Origin of the sequence: Microlunatus sp. GCM10028923, from assembly GCF_042666975.1 — a bacterium.
Classification (GTDB): domain Bacteria; phylum Actinomycetota; class Actinomycetes; order Propionibacteriales; family Propionibacteriaceae; genus Microlunatus.
In genome coordinates, this window is record NZ_JBHTFF010000014.1 from 174,337 (window position 1) to 186,694 (window position 12,358).

General features: G+C 71.3%; 11 protein-coding genes. 10 read left to right on the forward strand and 1 reads right to left on the reverse strand.

Annotated elements, in window-relative coordinates; all coding sequences use genetic code 11:
• Positions 1 to 14 precede the first annotated feature (14 nt).
• From ACFQU4_RS28845 to ACFQU4_RS28860, 4 genes are read left to right on the forward strand one after another with little or no spacing between them, the layout of a single operon-like run.
• Positions 15 to 1,244, forward strand: coding sequence for an LLM class flavin-dependent oxidoreductase (locus ACFQU4_RS28845; protein WP_377498755.1), 1,230 nt, complete (start codon positions 15 to 17; stop codon positions 1,242 to 1,244).
• 25 nt (positions 1,245 to 1,269) lie between these two features.
• Entirely contained in the window at positions 1,270 to 2,646 is a 1,377-nt protein-coding gene (locus ACFQU4_RS28850) for an NtaA/DmoA family FMN-dependent monooxygenase (protein WP_377498757.1), read from the forward strand.
• A complete protein-coding gene (locus ACFQU4_RS28855; RefSeq protein WP_377498760.1) occupies positions 2,643 to 3,788 on the forward strand; it encodes an LLM class flavin-dependent oxidoreductase in 1,146 nt (381 codons plus the stop codon). The genes ACFQU4_RS28850 and ACFQU4_RS28855 overlap by 4 nt, the downstream gene beginning before the upstream one ends.
• Before the next feature lie 14 nt (positions 3,789 to 3,802).
• Positions 3,803 to 4,321, forward strand: coding sequence for an NADPH-dependent FMN reductase (locus ACFQU4_RS28860; RefSeq protein WP_377498762.1), 519 nt, complete (start codon positions 3,803 to 3,805; stop codon positions 4,319 to 4,321).
• Positions 4,322 to 4,464: 143 nt separating this feature from the next.
• On the opposite strand, the gene ACFQU4_RS28865 is transcribed toward ACFQU4_RS28860, so the two are convergent.
• Positions 4,465 to 5,103 (reverse strand): nitroreductase family protein, encoded by a 639-nt coding sequence (locus ACFQU4_RS28865; protein ID WP_377498764.1) that lies wholly within the window; start codon positions 5,101 to 5,103, stop codon positions 4,465 to 4,467.
• 169 nt (positions 5,104 to 5,272) lie between these two features.
• Here ACFQU4_RS28865 and ACFQU4_RS28870 point away from each other — a divergent pair, with 169 nt between their 5' ends.
• From ACFQU4_RS28870 to ACFQU4_RS28895, 6 genes are read left to right on the forward strand one after another with little or no spacing between them, the layout of a single operon-like run.
• Complete coding sequence (locus tag ACFQU4_RS28870; RefSeq protein ID WP_377498766.1) at positions 5,273 to 6,391, forward strand: LLM class flavin-dependent oxidoreductase; 1,119 nt, start codon at positions 5,273 to 5,275, stop codon at positions 6,389 to 6,391.
• Positions 6,388 to 7,479, forward strand: a complete 1,092-nt coding sequence (locus ACFQU4_RS28875; RefSeq protein ID WP_377498768.1) for an LLM class flavin-dependent oxidoreductase — start codon at positions 6,388 to 6,390, stop codon at positions 7,477 to 7,479. The genes ACFQU4_RS28870 and ACFQU4_RS28875 overlap by 4 nt, the downstream gene beginning before the upstream one ends.
• An 8-nt stretch (positions 7,480 to 7,487) precedes the next feature.
• Positions 7,488 to 8,870: an NtaA/DmoA family FMN-dependent monooxygenase gene (locus ACFQU4_RS28880; RefSeq protein ID WP_377498770.1), complete on the forward strand. Its 1,383-nt coding sequence runs from the start codon at positions 7,488 to 7,490 to the stop codon at positions 8,868 to 8,870.
• Complete coding sequence (locus ACFQU4_RS28885) at positions 8,870 to 10,246, forward strand: NtaA/DmoA family FMN-dependent monooxygenase (RefSeq protein ID WP_377498772.1); 1,377 nt, start codon at positions 8,870 to 8,872, stop codon at positions 10,244 to 10,246. The genes ACFQU4_RS28880 and ACFQU4_RS28885 overlap by 1 nt, the downstream gene beginning before the upstream one ends.
• A complete protein-coding gene (locus ACFQU4_RS28890) occupies positions 10,243 to 10,761 on the forward strand; it encodes a flavin reductase family protein (RefSeq protein ID WP_377498774.1) in 519 nt (172 codons plus the stop codon). The genes ACFQU4_RS28885 and ACFQU4_RS28890 overlap by 4 nt, the downstream gene beginning before the upstream one ends.
• A complete protein-coding gene (locus ACFQU4_RS28895; RefSeq protein WP_377498776.1) occupies positions 10,758 to 12,356 on the forward strand; it encodes an ABC transporter substrate-binding protein in 1,599 nt (532 codons plus the stop codon). The genes ACFQU4_RS28890 and ACFQU4_RS28895 overlap by 4 nt, the downstream gene beginning before the upstream one ends.
• The last annotated feature ends 2 nt before the right edge of the window (positions 12,357 to 12,358 follow it).

Below are 12,358 nucleotides of genomic sequence, written 5' to 3' on the forward strand. Positions count from 1 at the left end.
CTACAGTGGGACCCATGGCAGAGCTTCCTTCTCCGATTCCGCTCGGGTTGGTCGTCGACGGCATCGGCAGTCATCCGGCGGCCTGGCGGCTGGCGCCGGAGCAGGCCCGGGCGGCGTACGGCGCGCGTTACCACCTCGATCAGGTGCGGCTCGCCGAGCGCGGCGGCTTCGATTTCGTGATCTTCGAGGACCGGTACGGCAGCGGTGCCGCCGACGGTCCCGCGTTCCGGGGCCGGCTGGACGCCGCACTGCTCGCCGCCAGGCTCGCGCCGGTGACGGAGCGGATCGGGCTGGTGCCGACGTTCGCGGTGACCCATGCCGAACCGTTCCACGTCTCGAAGTCGGTCGCCACTCTTGATCATGCGAGCCTCGGCCGGGCCGGCTGGCTGGTCGGGATCAGCACCGATCCGGTGGCGGCGGACCTGATCGGCCGGCGCTCGGCGCCCGACTCCGCGGAGGCCTGGCGGGAGGCGGCCGAGGCCGCCGACGTGGTGCAGCGGCTGTGGGACTCCTGGGAGGACGACGCCGAGATCCGCGACGTCGCCACCGGGCGGTTCGTCGACGCCGACCGGCTGCACTACGTGGACTTCGCCGGTGATCACTTCTCGGTCAAGGGACCGTCGATCACGCCGCGGCCGCCGCAGGGACAGCCGCCGACGTTCGTCCGGACCGCCGATCCGAACGCCGAAGCGGTGATCGGGCACGGGGCCGACGTCGTGGTGAGCCGGCTGGCCGGGCCCGACGACCGGGGCGGGCTCGATGATCATCACGCGTTCGTCCGTGACGTACGGGAGCTGGTCGCCGAGGCCGGACGGCCGGAGGGCGCGGTGACCGTGCTGGCCGAACTGGACGTCACGGTCGCCGCTTCCGCGGCGGAGGCGGCCGAGGTCGCCGGCCGGCTGGACGAGGCGATCGGCGGGCCACGCCGCGAGGACGCCGGCCGGTTCGTCGGCTCGGCGGACCGGCTGGCCGAGTTCCTCGGCGACACGGCGCCCTTGGTCGGTGGCTTCGTGATCAACTTCTCGGTGCTGCCGACCCAGTTGCCGATCTTCGTCGACCGGGTGCTGCCTCGGGTCCCCGGTCTCGGCGGGCTGGCCGCCGAGTCCCGTACCGGATCGTTGCGGTCGACCTTCGGCCTCGGCCGGCCGGTCAACCGCTACGCGACCGAACCCCGGGCGGAGGCGGCGCCGGACCCGGCACCGCACCGCCACTGCGATCGCTGCGCGGCCACCGCCGCGCGCTGACCGTCGTCGAAGAAGGAGCCGCACCATGGCCGAACAACAGCCACGGGTTCACCTCGCCGCCCACTTTCCGGGGGTGAACCATCACACCGTCTGGTCCGATCCCCGGTCCGGCAGTCACATCGCCTTCTCCTCGTTCAGCACCCTGGCCCAGACCGCAGAGCGCGGGCTGTTCGACTTCTTCTTCCTGGCCGAGGGACTGCGGCTCCGCGAACGCAACGGCCGGATCCATGATCTTGATGTGGTCGGCCGGCCGGACACCCTGCCGGTGCTGGCCGCACTCGCCGCGGTCACCGAGCACCTCGGACTGGTCGGCACGATCAACGCGACGTTCAACGAACCGTACGAACTCGCCCGGCAGTTCGCCACCCTCGACCTGCTCAGCGACGGCCGGGCCGGCTGGAACGTGGTCACCTCGTCGGACGCCTTCACCGGTCAGAACTTCCGCCGCGGCGGCTATCTGGCCAAGGAGGACCGCTACCTCCGCGCCGCGGACACCGTGGCCGCGGCGCGGCAGCTCTGGGACAGCTGGGACGACGATGCCGTGGTCGCCGATCATGATCAACTTCTGCGTCCCGGAGCGGTGCGGCCGGTCGCCCGGGACAGCGAGCAGTTCACGATCACCGGGACCTTCGACACTCCGCGGCCGCCACAGGGCCATCCGGTGATCTTCCAGGCCGGCGACTCCGCGGACGGCCGGGACTTCGGTGCCCGGACCGCGGACGCGATCTTCGCCCGCTGGTGGGACACCGCCGAGCGGCGGCGGGAATCCTATGCGGACTTCAAACAGCGGGCCGCGTCGTTCGGGCGCCATCCCGATCACCTCAAGATCTTTCCGGGGGTCGGCTTCGCGCTCGGCGACACGGAGGCGGAGGCGCACGAGGAGGACTACCGGATCCGCCGCGGCCAGGTGACGCCGCAGACCGCGCTGGCCCTGCTCGGCCAGGTCTGGAACGCCGATCTGTCCGAGCTCGATCCGGACGGGCCGCTGCCGTCGTTCGACCCGGACCGGTCCGGACCCGCGGTGGTCCAGGGGCAGTCCCGGCGGCTGGACGAGAACGACCTGGCGGATCGCTATCGCGCCCTGGCGCGGTCGAAGAACCTGAGCATCCGGGAGTTGATGATCGAGGTCGCCGCCAGCCGGTCCTTCATCGGCACGCCGCGGCAGGTGGCCGGGCAGCTGGCCGCGTCGGTCCGGAACCGAGAGGCGGACGGCTTCATCCTGGTCCCGCACCTGACGCCGGGCGGGTTGGAGGAGTTCGTCGACCGGGTGGTGCCGGAGCTGCAGGACCTCGGTGTCTATCCGGCCGAGTACGAGCCCGGCACGCTCCGCGACCGGCTCGGGCTGCCGCCGGCCGGGCAGCAGCCGGCGGCTGATCCGGCCTCGCACCGGGCGGCGTCGTGACCGCGGGCCGGCGCGTCCCGCTGTCGGTGCTCGACCTGATCCCGGTCACCAGCGGGCAGCAGGTGCCGGAGGCGGTCGGCAACGCGATCGACCTGGCCCGGCAGGCCGAGGCGTACGGCTATCGGCGGTTCTGGATCGCCGAGCACCACGTCAATCCCGGCGTCGCCGGGTCCGCGCCGATCGTGGCGATCGCGCTGATCGCGGCGGCGACCACGACGATCCGGGTCGGGTCCGGTGCCGTGCTGGCGGGTCACTACACCGCGCTCGGGGTGGTCGAACAGTTCGGCCTGATCGACGCGGTCCATCCCGGTCGGCTCGACCTCGGCCTCGGCCGTTCGGCGAGCCGGAAGCCGGGCGCTCCCGTACCGGGTGGGAGTCCGGCTCCGACCTCGCCGCCCTCGCCGCCGGCGACGGCGCCGAACGGGCTGCCGCTGCCGGCCGCGCCGAAGGACCTGTTCGCGAGGCTCGCCGAGTCGCCCCGGTTCCGGGCCCAGGCCGAGTTGTTCGGCCGTCGTGATCATCAGGAGTACGGCGACCAGGTGGCCGATCTGCTCTCCCTGCTGGACGGGGACTACCGGTCCGCCGACGGGATCGCGTTGCACGCGATTCCCGGCGAAGGGGCCGAGCTGGAGATCTGGATCCTCGGCAGCAGCGGCGGCGAGAGTGCCCAACTCGCCGGGGCCCGCGGCCTGCCCTTCGCCGCGAACTACCACGTCGCGCCGCAGCGGGTGCTGGAGGCGGTTGAGGGCTACCGGGCCGCCTTCCGCCCGTCCCCACGGCTGGAGCAGCCGCAGGTCGCCGTGTCGGCGGACGTCGTCGTCGCCGAGACCGAGGAGCGGGCCGCCGAGCTGGCGAGCGGCTACCGGCACTGGGTCCGCAGCATCCGGTCCGGCGAGGGGGCGATCCGGTTCCCGTCCCCGGCCGAGGCCGCCGTCCTGCCGTGGACCGACCATGATCAGGAACTGGTCGCCGACCGGCTGCAGACCCAGTTCGTCGGTACGCCGGAGCAGGTCGTCGCCGGGCTGGACCGGCTGGCCGAGGCGACCGCCGCGGACGAGTTGATCATCACCACGATCACCCACCGGCACGCCGACCGGGTCCGCTCCTACCGGCTGCTCGCCGAGGCCTGGAACCACCACTGACAAGGAGAATCCCCATGTCGATCACGATCACCGTCGTCTCCGGCAACCCGCGCCCCGGGTCCCGTACCCTGCGGGTCGCGTCCGCCGCCGCCGACCTGCTCGGCCGCGAACTCAAGGGCGACGTCGCGGAACCGATCGAGCTGTCCGACCTCGCCGGCGAGCTGTTCGCGGCCGACCATCCGCAGGTCGACGCCGCGGTGCAGCGGGTCGTCTCCAGCACGATCGCGGTGATCGCGACGCCGTCGTACAAGGGTGCCTACACCGGCCTGCTCAAGGCCTTCCTTGATCATTTCCGAGCCGGATCGCTGACCGAGGTGATCGCCGTGCCGGTGATCGTCGCCGGCGCCCCGGCCCACACCCTGTCCACCGACCTGCAGTTGCAGCCGGTGCTCCGCGAACTCGGCGCCGCCCTGCCCACCAACGCGCTCGCCCTGACGGAGGCTCAGCTCGATGATCTTGGCGGTGCCGTGGACCGCTGGGCCGCCGCCGGTGCCCTCGACCGGCTGACCCGGCTCACTGGGGCAGTCGCCTGAACCGCGGCTGATCGCGAGCCGTGCTCAAGCGGCGTCGAGTGGCACGATTTTGCACTTTGTCGCATCGGGGCACCGATTTCTCGGCCGGTGAGCGAGAGCAAAGTGCAATCCTGTGCCACAACCTCCCTAGCGATCTTGGCTCCCTAGCGATCTTGGTCCGCGACCGTCGCCCAGCCGTTGAAGGAGCGGACTTCGTCCAGGGGCTTGCGGGCGGCCGGCTTGAAGTCGGTCCCGATCGTGTACGCGACCGGGAGCAGGGCGGCCTGGGTCACGTCGTCCGGGATGCCGAGCACCTCGGCGGCCTCGCGTTCGTACGCCAGATGCAGGGTGGTCCAGACCGAGCCGAGCCCGCGTGACCGCAGGGCCAGGCAGAAGCTCCAGGCGGCGGGCAGGATCGAGCCGAAGAAGCCGGCCTGGTTGTCGCCGCTGGGCCGGCCCTGCAGGCACGGGATGACCAGCGCGGGCACCCGGTCGATCACGTCGTGCAGATAGCGCGCCGAGTCGTGCACGCGCCGCTGCGGCCCGGTGGCGGCACCCGCGCCGCGCTGGTCGAGGTACGGCCCGGCGCTGCGGCGGTAGAGCTCGGCGATCGGCCGGCGCACCTCGGGGTCGGTGAGCACGATGAAGTGCCAGCGCTGGGAGTTGCTGCCGGACGGAGCCTGCAGCGCGAGCTGCAGACATTCGTCGATCACCGCCGGGTCGACCGGCCGGTCGAGGTCGAGCCGCCGCCGGACGGCGCGGGTGGTGCTGAGGACCTCGTCGAACGGCAGGTCGGTGGGCATGGGCGACTCCTCATCTGCTGACTCTTCCGGTTCCATCGAACCCTAGACCTGGCAACGCGGAAAGCGGTCCACGAATCGAGACGGGGTTGATCAACCGGTTTTATAGCCTACTTTGTTACTAGGGAATGGGGGCAATGAGCGATGTCCTCGGTCGAGGGGGAGTGTCGGCATGGTGAAGATCATCGGGCTCGATCTGATCAGCAACGGACAGTCGGCGGACGGTGGGAGGACCGGTCCGACCGACCGGTTCTCCGAGGTGATCGACAACGCAGTGCTGTTCGAGGAGCTCGGGTTCGACGGGTTCGCGGTCGGGGAGCGGCATCACGAGCCGTTCCTGTCCAGTGCGCCACCGGTCGTCCTCAGTCACATCGCCGCGGTGACCCGCCGGATCCGCCTGTTCACCGGGGTCACCCTGCTCTCCGTACTCGATCCGGTGCGGGTCGCCGAGGACTACGCGACCCTTGATCATCTTTCCGGCGGCCGGGTGGAGTTGATCATCGGCAAGGGCAACGGACCGGAGCAGGTCGAGCTGTTCGGGATCGGCCGGACCGACGCCTGGGACACGATCGCCGAGAACTACCGGCTGCTGCGGGCGCTCTGGTCCGGCGAGCCGGTGACCTGGAGCCCGCCGCCGGGTGTTCCTTCGATCCGGACCGCGCCGTTGGACGGGGCCCGGGTTCATCCGCAGCCGCTGCAGCCGCGGATCCGGATCTGGCACGGTTCGGCCACCGCCGAGCGCTCGGTCGAACTGGCCGCCGAGTTCGGCGATCCGGTGTTCTCGGCCAACGGGATGAACCCGATCACCCGGTACGCGGAGTTGATCGACCACTATCGCGACACCTGGTCCGGCCTCGGCCGCGATCCCGGGACCGCACTGGTCGGCGCCGGGCACACCGCGTACGTGACGAGGAACTCGCAGCAGGCGATCGAGGCGTACCGGCCGGTCTACGAGCGGTTCGCCGCCAGGGTCGCCGACTCGGGGCAACTGCCGGGCACGTTCACCCTCTATCGGGACTACGCGGACTACCTGGAGCGCGGCTCGGCGCTGGTCGGCAGCCCGGAGCAGGTGATCGACAAGATCGGCCGCTACCACGCCGCCTTCGGCAACTCGGTGATCTCGATCTCCGGCCATCGCGGTGATCTTGATCAGGCCGGCTACGTCGACAGCCTGGAACTGTTCCAGGCCGACGTGGCGCCGGTCCTGCGCCGGACGATTCCGGATCCGCCCTGGCCGGATCCGGTCGTGCCCTTGGTCCGCCGCCGCGCCGGCGAGGAGGTCGTCGCGTGACCACGACGGGGGCGTTCGCGGTCGGCATCGCCGTGGACGGTGGGCATCCGGCCGGTTGGCGGTACGCGGAGCAGCCGCCGGAGCGCCAACTGTCGGCGGAGCGGCTCACCGCCTTGGTCAAGACGGCCGAACGGGCCGGCTTCTCCTACGTGATCTTTGACGACTCGCCGCTGCCGCCCGGGACGGCGCCGAACGTGACCGGCCGGTTGGACGCCGTGCAGCTCGCCGTGTTCGCCGGCCCGCTGACCAGCCGGATCGGCCTGGTCGCGCAGACCGAGGTCGTCTTCAGCGAACCGTTCCACGTCGCCACTCAGCTGGCCAGTCTTGATCATGCGACACTCGGCCGGGCCGGCTGGTGGGTGGCCGCGTCGGGTTCGGCCGAGCTGGCCGCAGGGTACGGGCGGCCGGCAGTGATCGCTCCGGCTTCGCTGCGTCGGGAGGCGTCCGATGTGATCGAGGTGTCCCGGCGGCTGTGGGACTCCTGGGAGGACGACGCGGTGATCAGGGACCGGGTCAGCGGCCGCTATCTCGACGGCGATCGCTTGCACCACGTCGATTTCAACGGTGCGACGTTCTCGGTCCGGGGCCCGTTGATCACGCCGCGGCCGCCGCAGGGCCAGCCGGTCGTCTTCGCTCCCTGGGCCGGCGCCGACCCGATCGGGGTGGACGTCACGGTGATCGAAGCGACGTCCGAGCTGGAGGCGGCGACGACCGCCGACCGGGCCCGGACGCTCGGCACCGCGCGGGTCGTTGCGGAGGTCGAGGTGCTGCTCGACCTGCCGGACCGGACGGCGGCGCAGCGGCTGGTCGAGCTTGACCGGCACGCGGACTGGCCGGCTCGCGGGCTGCGCCACGTCGGCGACCCGGCCGGGTTGGTCGCTCTGCTGCGCCGGCTCTCCGGTGCGGTGGACGGTGTCGTCCTGCGGCCGGCGGTAATCGATCTCGACCTCGCGGTCCTGGAACGTGCCGTGCTGCCCGCGCTCCGCGAGCACGGCAAGGCCGTACCGCCGCCGGCCGGCGGCACCCTCCGCCAGGTCTTCGGACTGCCGCGGCCGGCCAACCGATACGCCGCAGCGGCGGGAAGGTGATGATCACGATGGCGAATGGGGACTATCCGCGGCCGGACGCCCGGGTGCACTTCGGCGTTTTCTACCCGGCCATCGGGTCCGTGGTCTGGGGACAGCCGGAGAGCGGTGACCAGGTCAGCTTCGCGTCGTACGCGACCATGGCGCAGACGGCCGAGCGCGGGCTGTTCGACGCGTTCTTCGTCGGCGACGGGCAGCGGGTCCGGGAACACCTGGACGGCTTCAACACGCATGACGTCGCCGGACGTCCGGACGCGATCACGGTGCTGACCGCGCTGGCCGCGGTGACCAGCCGGATCGGCCTGGCGGCGACCCAGAACGCCACCTACAACGACCCGATCGATCTGGCCCGACGGCTGTCCACGCTGGACCTGCTCAGCGGCGGCCGGGCCGCCTGGAACATCGTCACCACCGACAACGCGTGGACCGGCGAGAACTTCCGGCGCGGCGGCTACCTCCCTCATGATCAGCGGTACGCGCATGCCGAGGCACACGTCCGGGCGATCAAGGCGATCTGGGACGGCTGGCCCGACGAGGCGTTCCGGACCCAGGGCCCGGATGTCTGGAGCGCTCCGGTCCCGCCGGTCCACTATGCCGACGAGTTCTACGACCTGACCGTGCATCCATTGGTGCCGCCGAGCCCACAGGGGCAGCCGGTGCTGTTCCAGGCCGGGGATTCGGACGGCGGCCGTGATCTTGCTGCCCGGCAGGCCGAAGTGATCTTCTCCCGGCACGCGGAGTTCGAGGAGGCGAGGGCGTTCGCCGAGGACATCGGCCGCCGCCTGGTCCGGGAAGGCCGGCCGGCCGACGACATCGTGATCTTGCCCGGCGCCAGCATCATCGTCGGCCGGACCAGCGCCGAAGCAGAGCAGAAGGCGGAGTGGATCCGGCAGCAGACTGTCACGCCGCGGGCGGCGCTCGCCTTCATCGAGAAGGGCTGGGGTCGTGATCTTTCCGAGTACGACGTCGACGGCCCGCTGCCCGAGATCGATCCGGTGATCGACGAGGTGAGCGTCAGCGGCGGCACGGTCGGCCACAACCTCACGCCGGCGCAACTGGTGGCCGGCTGGCGGGACCTCGCCGAGGCCAACGAGTACACGATCCGCCAGCTGGTGCTGCACTTCACGAAGTCCCGCGGGTTCGTCGGTTCCGCCGGCGAGGTCGCCGACCAGCTGGCGCACTACGTGCGGTCCGGCGTGGTCGGCGGGTTCAACCTGCATCCGTACCTGGTGCCGCACGGGCTGGACGACATCGTCGACCTGCTGGTGCCCGCGTTGCAGGACCGCGGCGTCTATCCGACCGAGTACGCCGGCGCGACGTTGCGGGAGCATCTCGGGCTGCGGCCGCCGCTGAGCCGCCGGACCCTCGCCCCGGTCGCGGCGGAGGCAAGCTGATGGCGACCTCGACTCCGCCGCGCACGATCGCGACGGTCGCCGGGGCCGGCGGCCAGGGCTCCGAGGTGTACGACCAGGCGGTCGACCCCGACCGGTCCACGATCGAGCAGGCCAAGATCATCGCGCGCCGGGCCGAGGACGCCCGGATCGACGCCCTCTTCACGGCGGACCTGCTGCGGTTCGGGGCGCAGGGCCCGATCGGCAATCAGGAGCCGTTGATCTTCATGGCGGCGCTGGCCGGGATCACGTCGCGGATCGGCCTGATCGCGACGGTGACCAGTACGTTCCATCACCCGTTCAACCTGGCCCGGCTGTTCGGCACCCTCGACCATGTCAGCAACGGCCGGGCCGCCTGGAACCTGGTCACCTCCTCGATCGGCGAGGAGAACTACGGCGTTCCGCTGCCCAGTCCCGAGGAGCGGTACGCGCGGGCGGCGGAGGTGCTCGACGTGGCGAACGCCCTGTGGGACAGCTGGCGGCCCGGGGCCCTGCGGCGAGGTGATCATGGCCGCGCGGTCCTCGATCCGGACCTGGTCGAGCCGATCGATCACCGGGGCCGCTTCTTCACGGTGGCCGGGCCGCTGAACATCCCGCCGCTGCCGCAGGGCCGGCCGGTGATCTTCCAGGCCGGCCAATCCGAGGCCGGGGTCGAGCTCGGCGCCCGCTACGCCGAGGCCGTGTTCACCTCGCTGCCGACCCTCGATCATGCGCGGGCGTACACCACCATGATCAGAAGCCGGGCCGCGCAGCTGGGCCGGCCGGGCGGACTGCCGTTGATCTTCAGCTCGCTGCACGCGACCTACGGCGCCACCGAGGCCGAGGCGCTGCGCCAGGTCCGCGAGCGGGAGGAGGCGTTCGACCTGGACCGCGGCCGGGAGCGCCTGATCGACATGCTCGGCGGCGGGGTCGATCTGACCGGGATCGGCCTGGACGAACGGGTGCCGGAGTCGATCATCCCGGACCTCACCTCGATTAACGGCCGGCGCGGCCGGGTGGAGATCTTCGCCGACTACATCCGGCAGGGCCGCACCCTGCGCGAGTTGATCATCGCGGCCCAGGACACCGGCCACTGGGCGGTCGCCGGCACGCCGGAGCAGATCGCCGACGCGATCGAGGAACGCTTCCGGGCCGGGGTGCTGGACGTGATCAGCGTCGGCAACCTGGCCGACGACACCCAGCACGACTTCGTGGTGAACGGGTTGTTGCCGGACCTGCGCCGGCGCGGCCTGGTCCGCCCCGACTATGCCGGCCCGACCCTGCGGGACAACCTCGGCCTGCCCGCCCCGACAACGCCCCCTGAGCCTGTCGCAGGGCAAGCCCGAACCGCCTTCGAATCCATACTCACCGAACCCACCTCCGGAAGGACCTCAGCGTGAGCGCCGAACCGATTCCCACCACGCCCGGCCCAGGCCCGCGCCTGGCCGACGGCACCTTCCGTCACCTGTTCCGCCGGCACGCGGCCGGAGTCGCCGTGGTCACCGTCGGCGGGTCCGCGCCGGTGGGCTTCACCGCCACCTCGCTGAGCTCGCTGTCCGCGGAGCCGCCGTTGCTCAGCTTCAACATCAACCGCCGGTCCTCCAGCTGGCCGGCGTTGCGAAGTGCCGCCGCGGTCGCGGTGCACCTGCTGGCCCATGATCAGTCCGCACTGGCGACCACCTTCGCCACCAGCGGGATCGACAGGTTCGCCCGCGTCCCCGGCTGGCGGCGCAACCGGGCCGGGCTGCCGATTCTGCCGGACGTGCTGGCCTGGATGACGGTCGAGGTACGGCACCTGGTCGACGCCGGTGATCACAGCCTGGTGGTCGGCGAGATCGTGGAGGCCGAGGTACGAGACGGCCGCCCACTCGTCTACCACGACGGGCAGTTCGCCCGGCTGGCGGAGGACTCATGATCAGCGTGCGGGCCGGCGCGGTGATCATCGGCGTCACCGCCACGCTGCTGCTGGCCGGCTGCGGCGGTGGTCCGCAGGCCGGGCAGCCCGCCGCCGACAGCACCTTCACGTTCGCTCTCGCGTCCGACCCGAGCTGCCTCAACCCGCGGGTGGCCGGCAACAACGACGGCGCCTACCCGTCCCGGCAGCTGGTCGACTCGCTCACCGATCAGGATCCGGAGACCGGCGAGATCAAGCCGTGGCTGGCCGAGTCGTTCAAGGCCAGTGACGACGCCAGGCAGTTCACCTTCACGCTGCGGGACGGCGTCACGTTCTCCGACGGCGGCCGGGTGAGCGCGAAGTCGATCAAGGAGAACTTCGACGAGATCATCCAGCACGGCGCCGAGCAGCCCAACGCGCTGCAGTTCCTGTCCGGCTACCGGCGCACCGTTGTGGTCGACGAGCTCACCGCGCGGGTCGAGTTCGAGACGCCGAACGCGCAGTTCCTGCAGGCCAGCGCCAGCCACTTCCTCGGCCTGCTGGCGCCGTCCTCGCTGGCCACTCCGCCGGCCGAGCGGTGTGCCGGCAACCTGATCGGCTCCGGCCCCTTCGTGCTGGACCGCTACACCAAGAACACCGAGGTGGTGGAGACCCGCCGCGAGGGCTACGCCTGGGGATCGTCGCTGTGGCAGCGATCCGGAGCCGCGGTCAGCCAGAAGTTGATCTTCAAGGTGATCCCCGAGTCCGGGGTCCGGTCCGGTGCGCTCAAGTCCGGCCAGGTGGACGCGATCGGCGGCGTGCCGCCGCAGGACGAGGCCGCGCTCAAGGCGGGTGGGTTCACGCTGCAGGTCCGGCCCAACCCAGGCCAGGTGTTCGCGTTGCGGCCGAACCTGAAGCGGGCACCGCTGACCGACGTCCGGGTCCGGCAGGCGCTGAGCGCGGCGATCGACCGGGATGCAGTGGTCAAGGCGGTGCTGAGTCCCAGCTTCGGCACGGCGTCCAGCACGCTGGCCCGGACCACGCCCGGCTGGGTCGATCTGTCGGCCGGGCTGCAGTCCGATCCGGACCGGGCCCGGCAGCTGCTCGACCAGGCCGGCTGGACGCCCGGGCCGGACGGGATCCGTACCAAGGAAGGCAAACGGCTCACCCTGCTGACGTACTGGAGCACGAACTTCAACCCCAACCAGGCCGCCCTGGAGCTGATCCAGCAGCAGGCCCGCGAGGTCGGCATCGAGCTCGATCTCAACTCGGCGCCGATCGGCGACCTGCAGTCGAAGCTGGCGACCGGCGAGTTCGATCTGTCCTGGGGCAACAGCACCAGGCCGGACCCGGACATCCTGCGCAACGTCTACTGGCAGAACGGCAACACGCCGTACGGGCTGTCCGACCGGAAGTTGATCAAGCTGCTGGACGGCCAGCAGGCGACGAACGACCAGGCCGAGCGGAACCGGCTGGCCGGCCAGGCGCAGCAGATCATCATCGACGAGGCGTACGGCATCCCGGTGTTCGAGCTGACCACGGTGCTCGGGCTGGCCAAGGGCGTCGAGGGCGTCCGGTTCGACTCCTATTCGCGGCTGCAGCTGCACGGCGCCGTCGCCGGCTCCGGATCCGGCTAGGC

Coding starts and splice junctions, on each gene's coding strand:
- ACFQU4_RS28880 (WP_377498770.1), top strand. CDS start 7,488: ATGGCGAATGGGGACTATCCGCGGCCGGACGCCCGGGTGCACTTCGGC.
- ACFQU4_RS28850 (WP_377498757.1), top strand. CDS start 1,270: ATGGCCGAACAACAGCCACGGGTTCACCTCGCCGCCCACTTTCCGGGG.
- ACFQU4_RS28870 (WP_377498766.1), top strand. CDS start 5,273: ATGGTGAAGATCATCGGGCTCGATCTGATCAGCAACGGACAGTCGGCG.
- ACFQU4_RS28885 (WP_377498772.1), top strand. CDS start 8,870: ATGGCGACCTCGACTCCGCCGCGCACGATCGCGACGGTCGCCGGGGCC.
- ACFQU4_RS28865 (WP_377498764.1), bottom strand. CDS start 5,103: ATGCCCACCGACCTGCCGTTCGACGAGGTCCTCAGCACCACCCGCGCC.
- ACFQU4_RS28895 (WP_377498776.1), top strand. CDS start 10,758: ATGATCAGCGTGCGGGCCGGCGCGGTGATCATCGGCGTCACCGCCACG.
- ACFQU4_RS28845 (WP_377498755.1), top strand. CDS start 15: ATGGCAGAGCTTCCTTCTCCGATTCCGCTCGGGTTGGTCGTCGACGGC.
- ACFQU4_RS28860 (WP_377498762.1), top strand. CDS start 3,803: ATGTCGATCACGATCACCGTCGTCTCCGGCAACCCGCGCCCCGGGTCC.